Origin of the sequence: Rhizobium favelukesii, assembly GCF_000577275.2 — a bacterium.
Lineage (GTDB): Bacteria > Pseudomonadota > Alphaproteobacteria > Rhizobiales > Rhizobiaceae > Rhizobium > Rhizobium favelukesii.
Genome location: NZ_HG916855.1, coordinates 999,640 through 1,020,799, shown reverse-complemented (window position 1 = coordinate 1,020,799; position 21,160 = coordinate 999,640). Strand labels below are relative to the sequence as shown.

Below are 21,160 nucleotides of genomic sequence, written 5' to 3'. Positions count from 1 at the left end.
CCGCGTCCGGTCGACATTGCGACAGAGACCAAGTTCGGCGACGGGTTGCATGTCTATTGTCCCCGGGGCCGAACACATGGCGCAACGCGACGGCCAGCTCTCGCATCAACCTCTGACCTCGCCGACAAGCTTCAGCGTATCGAGGCGATCGATGATCTGCTTTGCTCGCTCCTCCCCGAGCAGGTCGGGCACCGCTGACGGCCATAATTCAAGTGCGCGTTTTACGACCGTCGTCACCTCGCGGGTGATCCATTTGGAGTCGAGCCGGAGAAAACTTGCGACGCGTTCGAAACGATGGAGGTCCACGTTTTCGAAGTTTTGTGTTTTGACAAACCTGAGAGCCATTTTGTCTGCCGGCATGTAGAAGATTGTCGGCACGATATCGTAGGCCGGCGAGAGCCGGACCTCGCCTGGCTGCGGAAAGCAAAAAGACCAGTTTTTCAGATGATTGTCGCCGTTTCCAAGCAGGACATCGGCAACGACACGGCGAACAGCCTCCATGATGTCGTCGCGATGATCGGAGCTGAAGCGCCGAACCATATTTATGACGGTTTCTGTGGTTGCCAGCGTGTACTTCCGATCACCGATTGCGCCGAGGATCTGTCCCGCATCCTCGATGTGAATACGACCGCGGCCATCCTCAGTGCGATCAAAGCGATCGACGACGAGTACATTCTTACCATGCGCCAAGAGTTCAACCGGAACGCCTTGAATTGCCTCGCGAGGAACGAGACGGCAGTTGGCTGTCCTGACCCCGATCATTCCAGCCAGTTGCATAGCCGCATGTTCGGCTTCGGGGAGGCCAGGGAACCTGTCGCTCCCCACTTTTATGATGCAACGACCGGTATCGCCGCGACCGGGAACCGTCAGCCGCTCGCCCTGTGGGTTGGCCGTGAACTTCAGCTGAACGCCGGCGAGCGAGAATTTTATGGTCCCGTCTGGCAACGGTGCCTTAAAGCCGTGGACATTCTGGAGCGTGAGTGGGCCCGCAGAGGGCGGCACGCCGGTTTCCGGAACAATCAGGACGGCACCTGGCAGATCAGCGCCCAGTCGGGTCAGGACATCGAACTCGTCGTGGTCACCCGGCCCCATCTCGCTCAGGACCAGTTCTCGCAAAGCGCCTTCAGGCAATAATCCGGAAAACCACGGGGGCAAGGTGCCACGCAGTCCGATTTTATCTGCTCTGCTTGCGAGCCGATCGCGCGTGCGTTCATCATCATCAGGGTCGTACCAACCGAGGCTTAGAATCGGCCGCTTTGCGTCACGCAAATAGGTCTCGGCTACAACGAACGCGACGCCGCCGTCGGCATCGCGCGTCAAGGTCCCTGCCCTGATCGTACCGAGCGCGTGATCGAGAACATAGACACCGAGTATTGCTGGAACCTTCGCCATCACCTCTCCTCTTCATCGTCTTCACCAAGATCGACGAAAAGCTCATCGAATGCCGTTGTGACCTGTCGGGAGTGCCGGCTCTCCAAGGTCTGTTCGTCGATTAGCTGGCGCACTTCGTTCACGCGCGACCTTGGCACCAGCACCGGCACGAGGTCGAGGGCATCGCAAATTTCCGCAAAAAGGGTTAAGCGATCGCGTCCCAAGCGATTGTTTATTAGGTCACGTTCGAGCTCGGATATACGGGCTCGGTCGCGCCCGGTTCGCGTTCCGAGGTCAGGCTGAGTGATGCCGCGTCGCTTGCGAACTGAACGAAGTTGCGTGCCCAGAGTTGTGAAAATCGTGTCTATCATGCTGAATTCCGCTCATAGGAATAATCCGTGCGGAATATCGCACTTCCAGCACTGTAGGTGTCCAAACGGAATTCCGCAATAGTGCAGTTGTATGTGCGGAATTCCGCTTTTCGATGACGTGAACGGTGCAGGATTGCGACGAGAAGGCACGCTTATCCTGTCTTTCATCCAGTCGAGACGGTGCGTCGCCGATTGAGACGAATTGGGTTTGGGAGGATTGGAAATTGCGGCTCGGTTTTCGGCTGCTTTGTGCCGGTGCGGCGCTATTTGATGGTGTCGCGTTTGACCTCGCGGGCAGCCGGATATGACCTCGAATAAACGGACGCGCTACGCGCCATTTACGAGCCGAATTGCAACGATCGCTCTGATCTGAAGCTGGGCTCCCCATCGCTTGGCTGTGGAGGCTCGGCGGCCTGCAGATATGTGTTTGCTGGCGCGGTCAGGACGAACCAAAGGCTGGCGCCGATGAGAAACAAGCTGCCCGCAGGGTCATCGGATCGGCTAAGAATTGGCAGGCAGGCGGAGATCAGAAGGATCATCAAGCGTAGGGCCCACTCGGTTTCGCGTTTTCTCAATGCCAGTGTGGCAAGCGCAAGATAGGCGCGTGCGTTGTAAAGTTGGCCGCGGCGATTGGACATGAGTTTAAACGCTGAAGGCAGGGATAGCATGACCAAAGTGGCAGCACCCAGCACCAACCCGGTGCCAGAAAGAAATCGGACGCTCAGTGCCAGCAGCACAAACAGCACGGCAAGATTCCAGCTAGGACCAAGTCTCTCCGGGGATTGACCGGTGCGGACATGCCAAGCGCGCAGCGCGCTCGACGCTCCGTCAAGCAACGGTCGATCAACGTAGCGATTGATGAATTCCATGCGGCGCCCCCGTGGTTCAGGAAAGAAGCCAACAGCAGTAAATTTCGGCACGAGCGTGGCAGACCCAGAAAGAGATGAAATCGGCAGTCTCTGCACAGGTGGATTTTTCCAGCCTTGTCCCTCACTTCCGCTGCGCGCACCCTGGGTCACGGCATGCGCTACGGGCCTGAAACGCTCTGTCGTGTGGCTGTGTCCATTCCTTTGCTTTGAGGGCATCGTTCAAGCATGGAACCTTAGCGCTGCTTGTCGGTTTTTTCATCAAAGACTGAGGATCGAACGATGACAACACTCATTTTGGCTGCGCTGTTATTGGTCGTCGCCATCAACGGCAAGAGGTTGCTTTATATTTGCGTCGGTTATCTCGACTACTGGCTGGAAGCGCGACGCAACCTGGATGTTTTAAGGAGCGCTACAAGGCGCCGCCGAGATGGCCCTTAAGCGACGGACAGTGCATTGTCGCAACGGATTGACGCCGGCACGGGGAACCGTTGGCGTTCGTGTGAAACAAATTCTCTCGCTTCCGACACCGCGTGACTGAATTCTGTCGCTCGGGTCCTCCGCCGTGCCCGAACGCTCAGGAGGAATAGCCTCTCGGAACAAACACAGAAGAATTGTGTTCCTGTCGCGCCGATTAAATGCGGGGCTCTCATGGCACACGAACCTGTACACGACGTTGATCCCGGTGACTTCACGATGCTTGGCGCAACGCCGACTGAAGGCGGCGTTAACTTTGCGTTGTTTTCCGCCCATGCCGAGCGGGTGGAGCTTTGCCTCTTCGACGCAGACGGGCGCAAAGAAACGCGAATCTTGCTTCCCGAATACACCCATGAGATCTGGCATGGCCATATTCCAGGTTTGAAGCCGGGCGTGCTTTATGGCTACCGGGTCCACGGGCCCTACGAACCCGAAAACGGCCATCGCTTTAATCCCAACAAGCTGCTGCTCGATCCCTACGCGCGGGAGATCGTCGGCGAGGTGAATTGGGGCCAGACGACCTTCGCTTACGATCTGGAGAGCGAAGAGAAGGACCTGTCCTTCAACGACACAGACAGCGCTCCTGACATGCCGAAGTGTCGGGTCGTGGATGCGGCCGACTTCAGTGAAAAGGACACCAGACCGGGAACGCCCTGGTCACGCACCATTTTCTACGAGGCCCATGTCAACGGGATGACCAGGCTTCATCCGGCCATTCCGGAGGAACTGCGTGGAACATTCGAGGGCCTCGCGGAACGGGAGATCGTGCAGTATGTGAAGAGCCTTGGCGTGAGCTCGATCGAACTGTTGCCTGTCCACTATTTTCCAGACGACCCTCACCTCCTCGACAAGGGCCTGAGAAATTACTGGGGCTACAACACTATTGGTTTCTTCGCACCCGCGTCGAGATATTATGGTCCGCGCGGGCTTGCCGGATTTCGTGATATGGTCCGCTCCTTTCACGACGCCGGCATCGAAGTCATCCTCGACGTCGTCTACAATCACACTGCCGAGGGCAACGAACTTGGCCCGACCCTCTCCTTCAAGGGCATCGACAACTTCTCCTATTATCGGACTATGCCCGGCGAGCCGCGCTACTACATCAATGACACTGGCACCGGCAATACCGTGAATACGTCGCATCCGCGCGTTTTGCAGATGATCACGGACTCGCTTCGCTATTGGGCGGAGGTGATGAATGTTGATGGCTTTCGTTTCGACCTCGGCACCATACTCGGGCGCGAACCCGAGGGATTTGATCAGCGCGGCGGCTTCTTTGACGCTGTTGGTCAAGATCCCGTCCTTTCCCGCCTCAAGCTCATAGGCGAGCCCTGGGATATCGGTCCGGGCGGCTATCAGGTTGGAGGCTTCCCACCCGGCTGGTCGGAATGGAACGATAAATATCGTGACACGATGCGTGACTATTGGAAGGACGAGGACGGCATGGCCCGCGACTTTGCTGCCCGAATTCTTGGCTCCGGCGATATTTACGACTTTCGCGGGCGCAGGCCGTGGGCGAGCGTCAACTTCGTGACCGCACATGATGGCTTTACGTTGAATGACCTGGTTTCATATAACGACAAACACAACGAGGCGAACGGCGAGGACAATCAGGACGGCCATGACCACAATCGGAGCTTCAATTATGGCGCCGAGGGACCAACCGACGACGCTGGCATAAATATGGTCCGTGAGCGCCAGAAACGGAACTTTCTTGCCACGCTCCTTTTCTCCCATGGCGTGCCCATGCTGCTGGCCGGAGACGAGTTCGGCCGCAGCCAGATGGGCAACAACAACGGCTACTGCCAGGATAGCGAGGTCAGCTGGTTTCACTGGCAAGGCCTCCCAGACAGTGCAACCGAACTTCGGGAATTCACCGGCAGGCTGATCGCACTTCGCCAAAGCCAACCACTCCTGCGTCGAGAAAGCTGGCGCAATGGCATCGCCATTACCTGGCTGAACCCCACCGGCGGGGAGCAGACCGACGAGCACTGGGATGACGAGGGAAGCACGACACTCGGACTGCGGCTGTCGTGTGACGAACTGGTTGATGAGGAGGGATGGAATGACGTGCTATTCCTATTCAACCCACACGATGGCCAGGTGATCTTCCATCTGCCGCCTGTTGGAACCGGCTGGGTTCTTGAACTGACGACGTCCAATCCGGCCGTTGAGGCTGCCGACCTATCCCAAGCAGAGGACTATCCATTGGAGCCCCGCAGTCTCGCCCTGCTAAGGCCGAAGTGAGCGCTGCCCGCCGCAGTGAGTGATGCACCTCCGTTTCGCTTGCTTCGAGTAGAGCCTTTCTCGCCTTGCTGGTTTACAAGGCGATGTTGGCCGAGATTTCCCCGGCCGCCGACGTCCTGGTCATGGCAGGCGATCTGACGGATCTCGGCAAGCCGAAGGAAGCCGAACTGCTGGCGGCAAAATTGCGAAGCTGCACAATCCCCATCGTCGCCGTTCTCGGAAATCACGACCGCGAAAGCGGCATGGTCGACGAGGTATCGGCAGTGCTCATCGACGCATGCGTCAAACTCCTGAATGGCCAGCCCGTGGAGATCGACGGCGCGGCTTTCGTCGGGGTCAAGGGCTTTGCCGGCGGCCTTGGCCGCCATATGCTCGGATCATCCGGGGGAGCTGCCATCAAGGCCATGGTTGCCGAAAGCGTCGAGGAATCCATGCGGCTCAAAACGCCATGCGTCGCGTCAGATCAGACCGCGCGATGGTGGTTCTGCAGTATGCCCCGATTGTCGGGACCGTGGAGGGCGAACCCCAGGAAATCTATCCCTTTCTGGGCTCGTCCAGGCTGGCCGAAACCATTGACCGCCTCCATGTCGCGGCCGTCAGGACCGCAGCCTCTGCAAAGCAATGCGTACTGTAGCCGTGAAATGTTCGTTGACGGCAGCTTCGAGGAATTCTCTTTGGGAAAGCGCCTGCGTCTGTCGGCGAAGGCCAGACAATTTCGAAGCCTTTCATCGTCGCCTCATGATTGAAACCGATAGACGCCAGTGACAAGGTGCTCGAAGTCGCAGCCGGCCGCCGCGCTTGGCGCGATTTGAGCGGATGGACATTGAAGGGCGGTAATCGACCAGACTTTCCCCTTCGGCCTCGCGCTGAGCGAACGCTCACTGCCGACTTCCCGAAGGCGCTTGCAATTGCGTCCTGTTGCCGCCCGCGGTTTGCCAGGGGAGAACCAGGATAGTCGCTCGGAGCCGATTTTCCCATCTGCGGTCGGGAACTTTTGCAACAAACAGAAGTTGGATGACCTCAAGGAGCGGAGGAGGAAAGCGTCGTGAACTCATCCAAGCATCTCAAGTCCGACACGCCGAGCGACATTGATCTGGCCGACGATCCCGGGACAAGCGCTCTGGCGGCATCACATCGCCGCCTGAAGACGAAGAACTGCAAGGCGACAACACATTGAACGGTTTTGTTTCAAGCCGCCAGGACAAGCGAAGGGCAGAAGACATTGCCGATGATGCGTTCGGCGTTTCGCATGTCCAGAACAATCTGCGGGTCAAAAGCGGGGATGAAACCGTCGGCAACCCGAACATCTGAACTTGAGGAGCTTTGGCTCCTGCACCGGGAGATCGCAATGCCTTTCATATTGTCGAGCGCCGCCTTCGCGGATGGTTGCCCCATCCCTGAAAAGTACAGCCGCCTTGGCGAAAACATCGCGCCGCCGCTGTCCTGGAGCGGCGCACCTGACAACACACGAAGCTTCGCATTGGTGGTCGAAGACCCGGATGCGCCGAACGGGACCTTCAGACACTGGGGCGTGTTTAACATTCCGCCCGAGCGCAACGAGTTGCCGGAAAGTTCCGATACCGCACCTGGAGGTACCGCCCGCTTTTGCAACAACGATTTTGGTAACGCGCGATATGACGGTCCGCAGCCGCCAAAGGGTCACGGGACCCACCGCTATCAGTTCAAGCTTGCTGCGCTCGACGTCCTCAATCTTTCGATCCCGGCCCAAGCTGGCGCGAAAGCGATGTGGGAGGAGGCTGGGAAACATGCGATTGCCCAAGCGTCATTGACCGGGACCTTCGAGCAATCTTGAATGCCAGGATCGGATGAGAACACGGGATGGGTTGCAGTTGATTGGACCACATGAGCAAGAGGAGACAGGGCATTGTCTGAAATACCCTCGCTTTCACGAGGCGGCCAGGCCCAAGAGAGTGCCGTCGTGATAGAGTTCTATCATTCAGGCGATCAGGTCCCATGGTATCCGCAAGGCGCCAGGAAATGCAGCCGTCAGCGGCTTTCCAGAGGCCACCTGAAGGATAATCGTTTTATCCCGGTCGAGCTGGCAGATGTGCCCTGCGATGATGTTGCTGCGAGTTGCGTTAACGGCCATTCAGCATCCGATGGAGTACGATATGAAAGTCACATGGGACGATATCGAACGCGCGACGATCGAGGGCGTCTTCATCGTACACGGCAGGTCCATTGGCGTCAGCGGAACTGCAATTGACGTGTGGAAGCGACATCCTGAAGCAGTCTTCAACACAAGTGTACCCACTGATCGGGACACCGACACCATCGACCTTGTCCTTTCTGATTTCGAGTTACCAGGAGAGGAACAAGACAAAGTCGCACAGCCCTACCTTCGCTCTGCCTCGGATGAGTGAGCAAGGAGGGGCTGCTGCTTGGAGAAGGCGGGCACGTCACTCGTCTTTAGAAATCCGGTATGTGAAACGATTCCTGATTTGGGTGTTGAAAAAGCGCCCTTTCGAGAAGGCAGACCGAAACGCCGCATATGTTTCGGGAGGAACGTCCCGATAGTCGTAGCGGTTCTCGTTCGTGACTAGCCAGATCGAGAGCGTGCGGGTGGCTGGGTCATAATTAGCATTCCGGATCAAATGAGAAGGCATTGCTAACTCTTCGGTTTTCTTGGTGATCACGCACTTCAGTGGTCGAGCACAATGGATACCGCCTCGCAATCGGACTTGAAGTGGTTGATACTTGTCTCCTCGACGTCCTTTTTGGCCTGGCTTCCGTCATCCTGCTGCGCCTTGGACCTCCGCGATTGAATTCTTCGTGAGGGTTACCGCCGGCCTTTCCAAGAACCGCTCCAAGGCCATCCCAATAGCGTAGCGATCAACATTCGATGCATGTCGGCAACCGGTCTTCGGTAGCGAAACTCCTGGTACTCGATAACGGCTCGGAAGCGTATGAGTTCCGCCGCCGCTCTGGTGGGATAGACGGGCCGATATCCAAGTGCAGTTACACATTCTGTCAGCGAGGCGAGAGAGCGCCGTCTGCCGCCGGAAGGCGAATCTGAGAAGGTTGAACTGAAATAGAATTCCTATTGCGGTGTTTTGCTGGCACGTAGAGAAATGTTATTATCGGCTTAACAAAACCGTTCGTCCTCCCGCTCAAGAACAAGCATGCGCGCGGCAACGTCGCGCTGAGGGTGTCGGCCAAAACCGAGGCCCACCGGTCCATCCTGACCAACCTCGCACCGGATGGAGCTTGGATATCCAATGACGTGTTTGAACCACATGTCCGTGAATCAGCACGATCATCTAAGAGGAGCAGATTATGAATTTGGCGCGCAGCCGTGACCGGATGGTGGAGCAGCATGTTGTTCGCCGCGGCATCCATGATCGCAATGTTGCAAGGGCGATGCGCACCGTGCCGCGTGAAGCGTTCGTCGACCCAGGTTTCGAAGAGTTCGCTTACGAAGACACGCCTCTTGCGATCGGGCATGGTCAGACGATCTCGCAGCCCTTCATAGTGGCGCTGATGATCGAGAAGGCCGGTCTCGACGCCGGCGACAAGGTCCTGGAAGTCGGAACCGGCTCTGGGTATGCGGCTGCCGTTGTCAGCCGCATTGCCAGCGAGGTCTATACCATCGAGCGCCACGAATCCTTAGCGTTGCAAGCCAGAGAGCGGTTCGGCAAGCTAGGCTATGGCAACATCGACGTGCGTATCGGCGACGGCAGCAAGGGTTGGATCGAGGCCGCGCCCTTCGATGCAATTATCGTGTCGGCAGGCACGCCGACCATACCCTCGGCCCTCAAGGAACAGTTGGACCTTGGCGGACGGCTCCTCATCCCGGTGGGCGATGACAAGCAGCGGCTGAAGCGGTTCACCCGAATCGGTGCGGACGAATTTGAGGAGGAAGACCTCGGGGGTGTCTTGTTTGTTCCGCTGATCGGAGATGACGCCTGGAGCATCGTCCATCCGATGTACACTGAGGCGACCCGCTCGTGGCCGCCTGAGAAGACGCCGCAAGAACTAATCGCCAACGCGGCAGAGGAGTTCGCGTCGATCGAGCATCAAAGCTTCACGGACCTCTTTGATCGGTTCGGAGATCGCCGGATTGTGATGCTCGGTGAATCGACGCATGGCACGTCGGAATTCTACCGCGCCCGTGCCGCTGTCAGCCGCCATCTGATCGCGCATCATGGCTTCAACATGGTGGCGGTCGAAGCGGATTGGCCCGACGCTGCCGCCATCAATCGTTTGCTTGGTGGGAGAGAGGCCGTAGGCGATCCACCGTTTCAACGTTTTCCGACGTGGATGTGGCGAAATAAGGAGTTTTCCGAGTTCGTCGGTTGGATGGTGTCCGAAAACGAACGTCGGAAGCGCTCGAGCGAGACCCCCATCCGTTTTTACGGTCTCGATCTCTACAACATGTCAGCGTCGATCCGAGCTGTCCTCGAATACCTTGATCGCGTCGATCCGGAAGCGGCGTTGGTGGCCCGCGAACGGTATGGCTGTCTTAGCCCGTGGCAGAACAACCCGGCGACATATGGAAGAGCGGTTCTGAGCAATGCTCACAGATCGTGTGAGAAAGCCGTATTGAAGCAGTGCAAGGACCTCCTCGCGCAGTCGCTGGAGAACGCCGTTGGCGGCGGGGACGAATTCCTAGACGCGGCTCAGTCGGCGAGACTGCTGGCTGCGGCGGAACGATACTATCGCATCATGTATTACGGCGGTTCGGATGCCTGGAACCTACGCGATACTTACATGGCCGAGATGCTTCAGCATCTTATCGATTTCCACGGATCCGACGCTAAGATTGTCGTCTGGGCCCATAATTCCCATATTGGCGACGCCCGTTTCACTGAAATGGCATCGGCTCGCGACGAGATCAATCTTGGACAGCTCTGTCGGCAGCGCTTCGACGGAATGACCAGCCTGATAGGATTTGGTACGGATTCCGGCGAGGTCCTCGCAGCCACTGATTGGGACGGGCCAGCGCAGATTGCGACGATCAATCCGTCCCTGGTCGGTAGCTATGAGCGGCTATGTCATGAAAGTAAAAAAGCGCGTTTCCTACTCGACTTTGATCGCAACAAGGAGCTCCACGCGGGCCTGATCGACGACCGACTTCAGCGATTTATTGGTGTCATCTATCGTCCTGGATCAGAACGCCTAAGCCATTACATGCTGACATCGATGCCCCGGCAGTATGACGCCTTCGTCTGGTTTGACTATACGCGCGCAGTCAGCCGTCAGGATAATGAGATGGTTCGTGGCCGGGACGATGATACCTATCCCTTCGGTCTTTGATCCAAAACTACGCGCTCAGAAGGCCGTTGAACGCTAACGCAGGGGGAACCACAGCCGAGGGGCGCGTCGCCTTCTGTTTGAATCGCATGCGGGAACACGACCGGATTTCGAAGATCGTCGTTCCGGTGCCCCCGATCCAAGCGTCCCCGCGTTTTTGCGGTGAGGCTTGAGTATAGAATCCTATGGTATCGGACAGAGCTCCACTGCGAACTTGCTTGGGCAGGACAGTTTTGATCGCCGCATGCACAAGGCCGAGTGAGTGCTGGCCCGCCGCAGGTGAGTGATAGATCGAGACCCGTGAAAGGCGAACTCCGGGAAATCGATCCGTTAATGTGCGTCATTTGCCCTTGGAACAGGCGCGGCACTTCGCGCGTTAGGCGAGACATCCAAAGGCACAGGGAAAGCAAGGCAAGATGCTCGATTATCAATCCACGGGCGACGCCTCCCAAGCGGCTGATACGATGCAGGTCGTCACCTCCGCCATTCGACGTTTGCCGAGGGGAACATCTTCACATCCGATCATTCAACCTGGGCGCAATGCCTGGCGCGCCGGTGTCGCTGACAAGGCGGCGTTTCTTGTCGACGGCGCGGCCTATTTTTCCGCGCTTGATCAGGCGCTGAGACAGGCGCGGCACGAGATCTGGATCGTCGGCTGGGATTTCAATCCCGATATCCAGCTGAAGCCGCATCTGGGCTCGCAAACGCTCGGCGAACTGCTCTTGTCTATGGTGGAGGAAAACCCGCAGCTGCAGGTCAGGATTTTGGTTTGGGGCATGGGACCGATTTATTCCGGCAGGTCGTTGCGGCTGTTTCGCTCGAGTGCAGTTTCCATCCACCCGCGGATTTCGATGCGTTTCGACTTCCGCCATCCGCTTCGCGGGTGTCACCATCAAAAGCTCGTCTCGATAGACGGCAATCTTGCCTTCCTGGGCGGGATCGACCTTACGGCCAGGCGATGGGACGAGCCCGACCACGAAACTGCAAATCCCCTGAGGTGTTCGCCGGACGGCACGCCTTACGAACCTGTCCACGATATCCAGTGCGCTGTCTCCGGTGAGGTGGCCCTCATGATCGGGGACGTTGCGCGCAGGCGCTGGAAAAAGGCCACCGGCGAAATAGTTGCACCAATGGCGCACCCGCGCGCCTGCTGGCCTGCCTTGGTTCCAGACATGGTGGCGACGCCGGCTGCGATCGCCTTGACGGAACCGGGGCTGATCGGCAAGCGTGGCCGCTACGAGGCCTTCCGGCTTACGCGCGACGCCATCGCTGCGGCCGGCAAGCACATCTATATCGAAACGCAATACCTTGCATCCTTCGGTGTCGCCAGGGCGATTGCGAAGCGATTGAAGGATCCCGACGGACCTGAGATCGCCGTGGTGGTGACAAAGAGCTCGCACGGCTTCATCGAGAAGCTTGCGATGGGAAACAATCGCGACAGGCTGATCCGACGCTTGAAGCGCGTCGACCGCTATGATCGGCTGAGGGTGATGTACGCCGTTATTCAAAACGCAGATGGCGGCGAGCAGGATCTTGTCGTTCATTCGAAACTTATCATCGTCGACGACCGCTTCGTACGCATTGGATCGTCCAATCTCAACAACCGATCGGAAGGCCTGGACACTGAATGCGATCTCGCCCTCGAGGCTGATTGTGACGAACATCAACGCGCGATCAGCTGCCTGCGTCACCGGCTGATCGCCGAACATTTGGGCACCAGTCCAGCCCTCGTGGCCGAGACCGAGGTGTCACGACAATCAATGCTTGCTATGATCGCAGCGCTCAACAGAGGCGCGCGCGGCTTAAGACAGTTCGAGATCAACATCCATCGCGGTGATACACCCCCGTTTTTGGGAACCGCGCTTGTCGATCCCCGGCATCCATATTGGCCATTACAAAAGCTGCGTCTGCGTTTGGGACGGCTTTTGAGCGCGCTCCTTTGAGCGAGCGGCGCGGCGCGCGGAGGACCAATTCGCTTGCCGCAAAGACCGTCAGGCCGATCAAGAGCGGCAGCAAGAAGTAGATTACCCGGAACGCGACGAGCGCCCCGATAGAGGCTGCACCCGGCAAGACATGACTGACCGTGGCTTCCAGCACACCAAGGCCACCGGGCACATGGGTGACGAGGACGGCGATGTTGGCAAGCACGTAGGCCGTCGCCGTTTGAACGAAGCTTGAACCCAGGCTATCCGTCAGCACCTGATGCAGACAGGCGGCGACACAGATGAAATTCAGCGTGCCGATGATGATCTGTCCAATCGCAAGCTTGAGATCCGGCATCTCGAAGCGCCACTTCCACACATGCAGCGGAGCACGCAAAGTGCCGGCAAGGACAACGTAAAACACCGGAAACGCCAGACAAAGAAGGCCGAGCCAAAAGAGAGCGTCAGCGCCGACATGCAGCAATTTGCTTGCATTCCTGGGATTGCTCAGAAGCGCGATGCCGGCCAGGGTCGACAGCCCCATCCCGACCGTCACACCGCAAAACAGAATAACCTTGGCGACCTCTTCCGCGTTCAATCCCCAGCGCGCATAGTAGCGATAGCGCACGGCACCGCTGCTTAACGCCGCAACACCGAGGTTATGCCCGATCGAAAGACTGGTAAACGACGCTAGCGCTGCTTTCGGGTAGCTTAGCGGTTTGCCGGCGTAGCGCAAAGCCATCCAGTCAAAGCCGCTGAGGCACAGGTAGGAAAGAGCGCAAAAGCCAACAGCTAAAATCAATCGGGACGCCGAGATTGCCCCGAGCGAGAGCATGATCTCACCAAGCGAATACCGGCTGAAGACTTTGTAGAGCAAGTAGGTGGCGAGCAGCAGGCCTAGAATGAGGGCTGTGTTGATGAAAACTCGCCTGACCGACATGAAGGTTCTGCTTGGTGTTGATCCCTTTGCTAGTGGGAACGAAATAAGCCCAGGCGGGTTCCCCGCTGCATGAGCACAATCGCATCTGCCCTCTCGCCATCTGACCGGCGCGAGCTCAAGGTTCTCACCTACAATGTTCACAGCTGCGTCGGCACGGATCGGCGGATTGATCCGCATCGGATCGCGGCGGTCATCGCACGATCAGAGGCCGACATCATCGCGCTTCAGGAGCTCGATGTTGGACGAAAGCGGACAGGCGGGGTCGATCAGGCGGAAATGATCGCGACACTGCTGAAGATGGATGCCCATTTTCACCCGGCGCTGCATGTCGAGGAGGAACGCTACGGCGATGCGATCGTCACCGCGCTTCCGATGCGCCTGATGAGGGCTGCTCCCCTGCCGTCGATCGGCGAGACACGCGGTGCAATCTGGGTTGAGGTCGACGTCCACGGATGGCCCCTTAATGTGCTCAACACACACCTTGGCCTCAGAAACCGGGACCGCAACCGGCAAGTGGCCGAGCTGCTTAGCGACGACTGGATCGGAAACGCCCAATTCCAGGCCCTCCCGGCGATCGTCTGTGGGGACTTGAACGCCATTCCATCCTCGCCAGCTTACAAAGGCTTGACGAGATATTTTCGCGACGCCCAGCTGTTGGCAGGGACGAAGCCACGACCGACATTTCCATCGCGATATCCGCTGCTGCGCATCGATCATGTTTTTGTGTCAAAGGAACTGCATGTCGCTTCCGTGGCGATCGCGGCTGACCCACTGACGCGCCGAGCGTCGGACCATTTGCCGCTTCTGGTGAGGCTGGATTTGGGACGGCAGGTCTCGGACAACGGGTTGACCGGGAACGTGTCACGCTTTGAGCGCTAGCGTCCGGGTCACGACGCTGCGGCCATCGGCGTCCTCGCCAACATTGACTGCCCCCGCGAGATCCTCAAAAACCGCCCGATGCTCTCCAGGGCTTTCATACCACATTGTTTCATTTCTCAGACTGGAACTTTTGCCGGGGATCGGCAGTTGGCCATTGAATACAATGCTGCGGAGGATGCTTGATGCACTTCATGCGCAACATCGCAGCCGGTCTGGTTCTGCTTGTTACGACGAATGCTTTTGGTCAAAGCACGACAAAGCCGTTTCCAGAAGGATGTCAGGCTCCGTCGCAACAGGAATTGCAGAGAGGTTCACCTTCTCGCCGCGGCGGGGATGCAGATTTGTCCCGTTGCAATGGCGTGCTCATACCGCCAGCATCGGGCGACGAGGGTCTGGAGCAGCCGGCTCCTTCCACCGGTACGCTGCGCGTCATCCCTCCGAGCAAAGCTCCGGGTCAGCAGCACAATCTGCCTGAACCGCAGTAGGGTTGTGAACGGAACACGGAACAGGCGGTCAGAAGACAACTTGAGGCCAGACCTCGTTGGGCAACGTCTTATTGCCATCCCTGCGCGCGCCACTGCTCGGCGCGTTCATCGATATCAATGCTTCCCTTGTCAGCCAGGATCTTCAGGACCGCGTCATGTTGGGCTTGGTCCTTGACCTGCACGCTGACAAGAAACCCTCCGCGCCTAAGCGCTTCGGCATAGACGTTTCGTTGCTCCTGCGTGAAGAAGAATTTTTCGACTGCGTCCAGAAAGCCTCCATGATCCTTGGGAAGCGTATCGGTGCCATGTCCACGGGTGATGGTTACGGCATCGTTTGCAATTCCCGAGGCAATCACTTCTTCGGCGGCGTGCTCCGCATCCCGCTCGTCATCGAAAATTGCGCTAATTGTTTGTCCTGTCGGATCGACCATCGAGGTGCTCCTCTTGCGTTAAGATCCTAGCTGACGAGGCGATGATCTGTTCCCCTTCTGCTGGCCCGCATGGCCGTACTGAGGCGGGCGACAGCGATTTTTCGCTGTCCCTTGGTAGATCAAGAGCCCGCGTCAGTCGCGCTTGCAGCGCACCAGCCCTCACGCGTGTGCGACCGGGTCGTTGCGAGGTAATCTGTCGATCACCTCCATGACATGCTGAACGCTGACTGGTCGCCGCGAGCGAAACTTTATAGCACCGTCAGGGCTGACGAGTATGGCTTCGAATTCCTCAGGCGAAGGACCGTTAAGATCGGCGCGGATCTGGTCCGCGCTAATATCAGCAAGGGCTTCGAAACTGGAGAAAACGCCGCCGCCGGCGACACGCAAAAGCGCAATGTGCCGCGATGCCAGCGCTTCATGCTGGTTGGCAAGATATTCCTCCTGCAATTCGGGGAGGTCATCAGCCGAGCCCTCGAATAGAACAAGGACGTGGCACTTGTTGCGAAACGAGACAAGACTTGGGCATGGATCGTAGAGTGCCGGGGAAGCCCCTATGATCTCTTTGATGAACGACTTGAGCATGGCTCTGCTCCTGCTTCCATCCCGTCCCGTGTGGAAAGACGGAAGCTTTCGCTGCTACCGGCCCGCGCGCGGAATGTCGGGCACTGGAGTGATCTCGATCGGCGAAGGCCAGCGCAGCACGGTTGCGTGGCGTTAGTGCGAGACGCGCTCGGGCTTTCCGCGCCGTTTTGTCGAAGCGAACTCCTCGAGTTGCTTCTCGCTCATGGAGTCCACCATTTCTTTGGATGCCCCTTTGAGCCTGCTCTTCGGTGTTTGACCACGCTTTGCCGCAAGGGCGGCACCAGCGGCCTTCTGCTGCGCTTTGGATTTTGCGGGCATTTTTCTTCTCCTTTTTGTTATGCAAGGTAACTGTCCACGGCCGACAAAGTTCCTGCCTCAGGTGCGAGTGCATCGTGAATACAGACAGCGTCCGGTCGTGTTTCCTCGGATCGCTGAAGGGTCGAGGCGCTCTGATCAATTTCGAGGCATTTTTACCTGTTACCGCTCCAGGTTATGCATCAAGCGCGCAGTTCGCGACCAAACAAGAACGCCCGTGGCAACCGCAAAGGCCCTGGACGACCCCACCGCAAAGCAGCGCGAAGAGCATCGGGTTGGCCCGAGCGCTCCGTCTGTCGGTCAGAGCCTCGTGCGACGGCGTTCAGAGCTATCCTGGGAACCATCTGGAAACGACAACCGTTTCACTCACGCGACGCCACCGCACGAGCCACAGCGCAGCCGGCGGCCGCGCTTGATCCACCTCTCGGCAGTTATGCCACTTGCAACGCTATTCGACGGTCAAGGGTAATCTCATGGAAAATCAATCCGCCAATGTGGTACTTGCCACGCAAACCGCCTTTGATCAGGCCACTGCCCTTGCGGTAACATACGGCTTCTCGATCCTAGGCGCGATTGTGCTTCTCGTCGGCGGTTGGATCCTCTCGGGCGTGATCAGCCGTTCGGCCTTTCGCGTGATCTCGAGGATCCATGGAATCGATGAGACGCTGGCGCGCTTCTTCCAGAACCTTTTCCACTATGGACTGCTCATTTTGGTCTTCGTGACGGTGCTTGGGCAGTTTGGCGTTCAGACCGCCTCGATCATCGCTGCTCTGGGTGCTGCGGGGCTCGCCCTTGGCCTTGCACTGCAAGGTACGCTGCAAAACATTGCGGCAGGTATCATGCTTCTCGTCTTGCGGCCCTTCCGCGTTGGAGAATATATCGAGACGGCAAGTGTTAAAGGGTTCATCCGCGAGATAGGCCTCTTCGCCACCGAGATGAAGACGACCGACGGGTTATATCTCATGGCGCCCAATTCAACACTTTGGAACACCCCGATCGTCAATCACAGCCGCGAGGCAAATCGGCGCCAGGAACTGTCGGTTGCCATCGGCAATGAAGCGGACCTTGGGGCGGCAAAGCAGGCGGTTCTGGGGATCGTTTCATCCGACGAGAGAGTGAGGGCAGAGCCTGCCCCGCGGGTTTTCGCTGACGATCTGACAGCCGACCAGACCGTCCTGAAGGTCGAGTACTGGGTAAAGACGCGCGAATGGACCGAGACACGCCACGATGTCATCGATCGACTGAAGTCGGGCCTCGTCGACGAAGGCATTGCGATCAAGTAGCCGATCACTTGGAAAACATAACTGCCCGCGCGTCGGAGTTTCATCATGCGGTACCGACGAGGACACGGCATGTGGCCGGCTCGCACCTGACTGCGGCCGTGCGCGCTTGGTCTTTCAAGAGCCGATGAGGCGTTGATTTTGCCTCGATCCGGACGAGGCATTCGGTGCCTTCGCAACCAATTTGCGTACCGCCCGATCAAGTGCCGGCCAAGTCGGCGCCGGACGAGAGCCGGAGATCAATTCCGACGAGAGCCATCAGCCACCCGGTTGGCCTCGGCAAGCGACCCCCCCGTTCCCTCTATGGTTCGGTCTGTGGCGCGATGCGTTGCTTTCTCACCCCCGCCCCTATCTCTATCTTTTGGGGCTGATGATATGCGACGTCAGGAAAGGAACATAGGATGAGGCAGATTGTAATTTCGCTTCTTGCTGCAGCCGCCGTTGTTGGATGCACTCCCACAGAACAGGGTGCTGGAATCGGCGCTGCGACCGGCGCTGTTGTTGGAGGCGTCGCGACCGGCAATGTGCGAGGGGCTGCAATTGGTGCTGCCGTCGGAGGCGCCGCAGGTGCCGTTATCGGCAACGTCGCCGGTCAGCCTGGCCAGTGCTATTACCGCGACGCGTATGGCCGCAGATATGTCGCTGCCTGCCCGCGTTGATCCATTGAGGATGGTCTGATGGTGTCAAGCGAGCAGCTTAAAGCGGCAAGGGCCTTGCTGCGATGGAATCCAAGCCAGCTGGCCGAAGCGTCTGGCCTGTCTGTATCAGTCATCGACCGGCTGGAGAGCCAGCCGGGGGAACTGGTTAGCCCTTCCCCGGAAACCGAAGCGCTCGTTCGGGTCCTCGGGATAGCTGGTGTCATGTTCTTCGATGAGGGACCGGTCGACGGCGGACCCGGTGTCCGATTGCTCATCAAGCCCTCCGCGGCCATCGACATCAACGAGGACGAAACCGTCCAATATAAGGAGTATCTTGAAAATGACGCTCCTCCGGGCGCTGGCGGTTGAGAGACCGCTAAGCGCGGCTTGTCGCGTCGTGTCCCTGGAAGCGTCGATCGCGGATTTCTAAGCCCCGGTGCTGGCTGCGGCCGTCATGATCTTCGGAACAAAGAAAGTGCATGGCTGTTTCGCCTGGGCCGCTTTGCGACATTCTGACCAGGAGAGGAACGGCGCGCTTCAAAGGACTGCGCCTTTTCGGGTTGCGGGAGGGCTTCATGCAGGTGCCAACATCGACATATCGGCTGCAATTTCGGAACGGAATGACGTTCACAAATGCCTGTTCGATCATCCCCTATCTCAAGAGGATCGGCGTCAGTCACCTATACGCGTCCCCTCTCTTCATGGCGACGGAAGGATCGACCCACGGTTACGACATTGTGGACCAAAACAGAATTGATCCGGCGATCGGAGGAGCCGGCGGTTTTGAACGGCTGGTAGCCGCACTCAAAGCAGCCGAAATGCAGCTTATCCTCGACATTGTGCCCAATCACATGGCTGCCTCGCTTGAAAACCCTTGGTGGCGCAGCCTGCTCGAGCTCGGCCCCGATAGTCCCTACGCAACCTATTTCGATGTCGATTGGACGAGACCAATCACTCTTCCCGTTCTCGACGATCCATTTTCGCAAGCCCTGGCGTCTGGCACTATCGGACTTTCTGGCCCATCCGCAACTGGGACGTCCAGCCTTACGCATGGCATGCTCCCCTATCCGCTTCGGCCGGAGAGCGCTGCGCGGGTCATGGCTCTCGTAAGCTCGGGTCGTGCCTCCCTTGACGAACTTGCCGCCGATCACGCATTCATGGACGCTCTACACCGGGAGCAGCACTGGCACTTCATCCCGTGGAGGGACGCTCGACAGCGCATTAGCTACAGGCGGTTCTTTGAAGTCGCCGGCCTGGTCGGGCTTCGCGTCGAAGATCAAGACGTTTTCAACGAGACGCATCGGCTGATCATTGAACTTGTCCACTCAGGGAAGGTCCAGGGCCTTCGCGTTGATCACGTGGACGGCCTTTCCGATCCGGCGGACTATCTTGCAAAACTTCGGAAGGCTGTCGGTCGGAGCGCATATATAATCGTCGAGAAGATCCTTGCGCAAAACGAGACGATGCCGACGGCTTGGCCCGTGTCCGGCACAACCGGATATGAAGTCATTGCAAGCTTCGCAGACCTGTTCGTGGAGCGAGAGGGCCTTGAGCTGCTCGACAAGGCTTATCGAGCAGTGGCGCCGACACGCGTGGACTTTGACCTTGGCAGAAAAGAGGCAAAGCGCGCCATGGTGGAGTGCAACTTTGCCGGTGAGCGCGCCAGGCTGACCGATCTTGCTATGGCCGTGGGGCCCCAATTGCAGCGCGCCACCGCCGACGAGGCGATCGCCGGCATCCTGGTGGCGTTTCCAGTCTACCGAACCTACGGCGCGACAGGCCCGCTCGAGGGCACCGACCGGGTCATGTTTGAAAGCGTGCTCGCCGATGCGGCTAGGAACGCCGAAGAACCTGACGCTGTTTGGGTGATCGGTCGCGCGATCCTCGACCCCGATGACAACGCCAATGCTCTCGAACTTCGCAGGCGTTTGCAGCAGCTGAGCGGCCCGGTGATGGCAAAGGCGATGGAGGACACCCTGTTTTATCGCTACAATCGCTTGCTTGGGCTGAATGAAGTCGGCGGTGACCCGGACACGGTCGGCAGTGAGCCGGACGAATTTCATAGGGCGATGCGCCAACGTGCGATGCTGCAGCGGGGGCTGTCGGCAACCTCGACACATGACACCAAGCGTGGCGAAGATGCGCGCGCGCGCCTCTATGCCCTGACCGAACACGCTGCGGACTGGGTAGCCGGTTTCAATCGATGGCAACAGCTCAATCGGGCTTTCATTGTCGATACTGCGGACGGACCATGGCCCGAACCCAATACACAATGGATGCTCTACCAGGCTCTGGCGGGCATCTGGCCGCAGGATATCGAAGACATCAATGGCGTGTTGAGCGACCGTTTCAAGGACTACGCGCAAAAAGCCATCCGGGAGGCCAAGACATACACAGACTGGGGCGAACCAAATGAGCGCTATGAGACCGCGGTCCTCGACTTTGTAGGCGGGCTGTTGTGCAAGGAGAACCAAGCCTTTCGAAATGACTTCGATCACGCGATAAGGCGCGTCATTGCTGCCGGTCACATGAACAGCCTGGCCCAGACATTGCTCAAGCTAACCATCCCCGGCGTGCCTGACATCTACCAGGGATCGGAGGGACCGGAACTCAGCCTCGTCGATCCCGACAATCGCCGGCCTGTCGACTTCCACCGCTTGGAGGTGATGTTATCGTCGAAAGCCGCGGACGGTGGAGATGTCTGGCAGAAAAAGCAGACATTGATCGCAACAGGCCTGACGCTTCGTCAGGCGCGGCCCGAACTCTATGATCGCGGCGACTACCTGCCCCTTAACGTACGAGGGCAAAGGCACCGGCATATCGTCGCGTTCGCCCGTCATGACAAGCGGCAGTTTTCCATAACGATCGTTCCCCGACTGATTTCGCGGCACATCGATGCGATCACATTGCGCACGAAACCTGGCTATTGGGGTGATACCCTGATTGAGCTGCCCGCCCAGCTCAACGCGGCGCGCCGAGATATCCTGGCCGACAGCGCGGTTGACAGAGGGCCTGCAATCGACATCGAGACTGCATTTCGAACACAGCCCTTCGCCCTCTTGATATCGGCGGACTGAAGATT

21 protein-coding genes and 2 pseudogenes are annotated in these 21,160 nt (G+C 58.3%); 14 read left to right on the top strand and 9 right to left on the bottom strand.

The features are described 5' to 3' along the window. Positions 1 to 105: 105 nt before the first annotated feature. The 3 genes from LPU83_RS68375 to LPU83_RS68365 all read right to left on the bottom strand — a co-directional run bounded on the left by LPU83_RS68375 (position 106) and on the right by LPU83_RS68365 (position 2,761). A complete protein-coding gene (locus tag LPU83_RS68375) occupies positions 106 to 1,392 on the bottom strand; it encodes a type II toxin-antitoxin system HipA family toxin (RefSeq protein WP_024316317.1) in 1,287 nt (428 codons plus the stop codon). Further along, the gene (locus LPU83_RS68370) at positions 1,392 to 1,742 is read right to left on the bottom strand and encodes a helix-turn-helix domain-containing protein (protein WP_024316318.1); all 351 of its coding nucleotides are present in this window, start codon (positions 1,740 to 1,742) and stop codon (positions 1,392 to 1,394) included. Before LPU83_RS68370 ends, LPU83_RS68375 begins: the two co-directional genes overlap by 1 nt. Before the next feature lie 338 nt (positions 1,743 to 2,080). After that, positions 2,081 to 2,761 (bottom strand): hypothetical protein, encoded by a 681-nt coding sequence (locus tag LPU83_RS68365; protein WP_309475091.1) that lies wholly within the window; start codon positions 2,759 to 2,761, stop codon positions 2,081 to 2,083. 129 nt (positions 2,762 to 2,890) lie between these two features. Here LPU83_RS68365 and LPU83_RS73310 point away from each other — a divergent pair, with 129 nt between their 5' ends. The 6 genes and pseudogenes from LPU83_RS73310 to LPU83_RS68345 all read left to right on the top strand — a co-directional run bounded on the left by LPU83_RS73310 (position 2,891) and on the right by LPU83_RS68345 (position 7,145). After that, entirely contained in the window at positions 2,891 to 3,049 is a 159-nt protein-coding gene (locus LPU83_RS73310) for a hypothetical protein (protein ID WP_167546231.1), read from the top strand. 210 nt (positions 3,050 to 3,259) lie between these two features. Further along, complete coding sequence (gene glgX / locus LPU83_RS68360; protein ID WP_024316320.1) at positions 3,260 to 5,332, top strand: glycogen debranching protein GlgX; 2,073 nt, start codon at positions 3,260 to 3,262, stop codon at positions 5,330 to 5,332. Positions 5,333 to 5,415: 83 nt separating this feature from the next. Then, positions 5,416 to 5,930: pseudogene (locus LPU83_RS68355) on the top strand (metallophosphoesterase family protein); the annotation flags it as partial. Positions 5,931 to 6,377: 447 nt separating this feature from the next. Next, positions 6,378 to 6,509, top strand: coding sequence for a hypothetical protein (locus tag LPU83_RS75255; RefSeq protein WP_258579344.1), 132 nt, complete (start codon positions 6,378 to 6,380; stop codon positions 6,507 to 6,509). Continuing rightward, positions 6,506 to 6,643, top strand: a complete 138-nt coding sequence (locus LPU83_RS68350; protein WP_082321346.1) for a BON domain-containing protein — start codon at positions 6,506 to 6,508, stop codon at positions 6,641 to 6,643. The genes LPU83_RS75255 and LPU83_RS68350 overlap by 4 nt, the downstream gene beginning before the upstream one ends. A gap of 37 nt (positions 6,644 to 6,680) precedes the next feature. After that, on the top strand, positions 6,681 to 7,145 hold the full coding sequence (locus LPU83_RS68345) for a YbhB/YbcL family Raf kinase inhibitor-like protein (RefSeq protein WP_024316321.1): 465 nt from the start codon (positions 6,681 to 6,683) through the stop codon (positions 7,143 to 7,145). Positions 7,146 to 7,289: 144 nt separating this feature from the next. Here the strand turns inward: LPU83_RS68345 and LPU83_RS68340 are convergent, their stop codons facing one another. Then, positions 7,290 to 7,442 carry a hypothetical protein gene (locus LPU83_RS68340; RefSeq protein WP_157997397.1) on the bottom strand — a complete coding sequence of 51 codons (153 nt, stop codon included), beginning with the start codon at positions 7,440 to 7,442 and terminating at the stop codon, positions 7,290 to 7,292. 22 nt (positions 7,443 to 7,464) lie between these two features. Here LPU83_RS68340 and LPU83_RS68335 point away from each other — a divergent pair, with 22 nt between their 5' ends. Continuing rightward, a complete protein-coding gene (locus LPU83_RS68335; protein ID WP_141652577.1) occupies positions 7,465 to 7,716 on the top strand; it encodes a hypothetical protein in 252 nt (83 codons plus the stop codon). A 36-nt stretch (positions 7,717 to 7,752) separates the two neighbouring features. Here the strand turns inward: LPU83_RS68335 and LPU83_RS68330 are convergent, their stop codons facing one another. Next, on the bottom strand, positions 7,753 to 7,959 hold the full coding sequence (locus LPU83_RS68330; protein ID WP_082321345.1) for a KTSC domain-containing protein: 207 nt from the start codon (positions 7,957 to 7,959) through the stop codon (positions 7,753 to 7,755). 667 nt (positions 7,960 to 8,626) lie between these two features. Between LPU83_RS68330 and LPU83_RS68325 the strand changes: the two genes are divergently transcribed. Further along, positions 8,627 to 10,609 (top strand): protein-L-isoaspartate(D-aspartate) O-methyltransferase, encoded by a 1,983-nt coding sequence (locus LPU83_RS68325; protein WP_024316323.1) that lies wholly within the window; start codon positions 8,627 to 8,629, stop codon positions 10,607 to 10,609. A gap of 413 nt (positions 10,610 to 11,022) precedes the next feature. Continuing rightward, positions 11,023 to 12,195: pseudogene (locus tag LPU83_RS75510) on the top strand (phospholipase D-like domain-containing protein); the annotation flags it as partial. Positions 12,196 to 12,424: 229 nt separating this feature from the next. Here LPU83_RS75510 and LPU83_RS68315 read toward each other — a convergent pair. Continuing rightward, positions 12,425 to 13,468, bottom strand: a complete 1,044-nt coding sequence (locus LPU83_RS68315) for a lysylphosphatidylglycerol synthase domain-containing protein (protein ID WP_024316325.1) — start codon at positions 13,466 to 13,468, stop codon at positions 12,425 to 12,427. Positions 13,469 to 13,537: 69 nt separating this feature from the next. On the opposite strand from LPU83_RS68315, the gene LPU83_RS68310 reads away from it, so the two are divergent. Next, positions 13,538 to 14,347 carry an endonuclease/exonuclease/phosphatase family protein gene (locus LPU83_RS68310; RefSeq protein WP_024316326.1) on the top strand — a complete coding sequence of 270 codons (810 nt, stop codon included), beginning with the start codon at positions 13,538 to 13,540 and terminating at the stop codon, positions 14,345 to 14,347. A gap of 553 nt (positions 14,348 to 14,900) precedes the next feature. Here the strand turns inward: LPU83_RS68310 and LPU83_RS68305 are convergent. From LPU83_RS68305 to LPU83_RS68295, 3 genes are all read right to left on the bottom strand, one after another. Continuing rightward, complete coding sequence (locus tag LPU83_RS68305) at positions 14,901 to 15,263, bottom strand: hypothetical protein (RefSeq protein WP_024316328.1); 363 nt, start codon at positions 15,261 to 15,263, stop codon at positions 14,901 to 14,903. A gap of 159 nt (positions 15,264 to 15,422) precedes the next feature. Next, entirely contained in the window at positions 15,423 to 15,845 is a 423-nt protein-coding gene (locus LPU83_RS68300) for a DUF4174 domain-containing protein (protein ID WP_024316329.1), read from the bottom strand. A 132-nt stretch (positions 15,846 to 15,977) separates the two neighbouring features. Further along, positions 15,978 to 16,163: a DUF3008 family protein gene (locus tag LPU83_RS68295; RefSeq protein WP_024316330.1), complete on the bottom strand. Its 186-nt coding sequence runs from the start codon at positions 16,161 to 16,163 to the stop codon at positions 15,978 to 15,980. 470 nt (positions 16,164 to 16,633) lie between these two features. Here LPU83_RS68295 and LPU83_RS68290 point away from each other — a divergent pair, with 470 nt between their 5' ends. The 4 genes from LPU83_RS68290 to treY all read left to right on the top strand — a co-directional run bounded on the left by LPU83_RS68290 (position 16,634) and on the right by treY (position 21,155). Then, complete coding sequence (locus LPU83_RS68290; RefSeq protein ID WP_024316331.1) at positions 16,634 to 17,443, top strand: mechanosensitive ion channel family protein; 810 nt, start codon at positions 16,634 to 16,636, stop codon at positions 17,441 to 17,443. A gap of 398 nt (positions 17,444 to 17,841) precedes the next feature. Further along, entirely contained in the window at positions 17,842 to 18,099 is a 258-nt protein-coding gene (locus LPU83_RS68285; RefSeq protein WP_024316332.1) for a YMGG-like glycine zipper-containing protein, read from the top strand. 18 nt (positions 18,100 to 18,117) lie between these two features. Beyond that, on the top strand, positions 18,118 to 18,447 hold the full coding sequence (locus LPU83_RS68280; RefSeq protein ID WP_051166696.1) for a helix-turn-helix domain-containing protein: 330 nt from the start codon (positions 18,118 to 18,120) through the stop codon (positions 18,445 to 18,447). Positions 18,448 to 18,653: 206 nt separating this feature from the next. Continuing rightward, positions 18,654 to 21,155 (top strand): malto-oligosyltrehalose synthase, encoded by a 2,502-nt coding sequence (gene treY, locus LPU83_RS68275; protein ID WP_024316334.1) that lies wholly within the window; start codon positions 18,654 to 18,656, stop codon positions 21,153 to 21,155. Positions 21,156 to 21,160 lie beyond the last annotated feature (5 nt).

Coding starts and splice junctions, on each gene's coding strand:
- LPU83_RS68315 (WP_024316325.1), bottom strand. CDS start 13,468: ATGTCGGTCAGGCGAGTTTTCATCAACACAGCCCTCATTCTAGGCCTG.
- LPU83_RS68345 (WP_024316321.1), top strand. CDS start 6,681: ATGCCTTTCATATTGTCGAGCGCCGCCTTCGCGGATGGTTGCCCCATC.
- LPU83_RS68370 (WP_024316318.1), bottom strand. CDS start 1,742: ATGATAGACACGATTTTCACAACTCTGGGCACGCAACTTCGTTCAGTT.
- treY (WP_024316334.1), top strand. CDS start 18,654: ATGCAGGTGCCAACATCGACATATCGGCTGCAATTTCGGAACGGAATG.
- LPU83_RS68285 (WP_024316332.1), top strand. CDS start 17,842: ATGAGGCAGATTGTAATTTCGCTTCTTGCTGCAGCCGCCGTTGTTGGA.
- glgX (WP_024316320.1), top strand. CDS start 3,260: ATGGCACACGAACCTGTACACGACGTTGATCCCGGTGACTTCACGATG.
- LPU83_RS68330 (WP_082321345.1), bottom strand. CDS start 7,959: ATGCCTTCTCATTTGATCCGGAATGCTAATTATGACCCAGCCACCCGC.
- LPU83_RS68340 (WP_157997397.1), bottom strand. CDS start 7,442: ATGGCCGTTAACGCAACTCGCAGCAACATCATCGCAGGGCACATCTGC.
- LPU83_RS68300 (WP_024316329.1), bottom strand. CDS start 15,845: ATGCTCAAGTCGTTCATCAAAGAGATCATAGGGGCTTCCCCGGCACTC.
- LPU83_RS68305 (WP_024316328.1), bottom strand. CDS start 15,263: ATGGTCGATCCGACAGGACAAACAATTAGCGCAATTTTCGATGACGAG.
- LPU83_RS68290 (WP_024316331.1), top strand. CDS start 16,634: ATGGAAAATCAATCCGCCAATGTGGTACTTGCCACGCAAACCGCCTTT.
- LPU83_RS73310 (WP_167546231.1), top strand. CDS start 2,891: ATGACAACACTCATTTTGGCTGCGCTGTTATTGGTCGTCGCCATCAAC.
- LPU83_RS68280 (WP_051166696.1), top strand. CDS start 18,118: ATGGTGTCAAGCGAGCAGCTTAAAGCGGCAAGGGCCTTGCTGCGATGG.
- LPU83_RS68375 (WP_024316317.1), bottom strand. CDS start 1,392: ATGGCGAAGGTTCCAGCAATACTCGGTGTCTATGTTCTCGATCACGCG.
- LPU83_RS68335 (WP_141652577.1), top strand. CDS start 7,465: ATGAAAGTCACATGGGACGATATCGAACGCGCGACGATCGAGGGCGTC.
- LPU83_RS68295 (WP_024316330.1), bottom strand. CDS start 16,163: ATGCCCGCAAAATCCAAAGCGCAGCAGAAGGCCGCTGGTGCCGCCCTT.
- LPU83_RS68310 (WP_024316326.1), top strand. CDS start 13,538: ATGAGCACAATCGCATCTGCCCTCTCGCCATCTGACCGGCGCGAGCTC.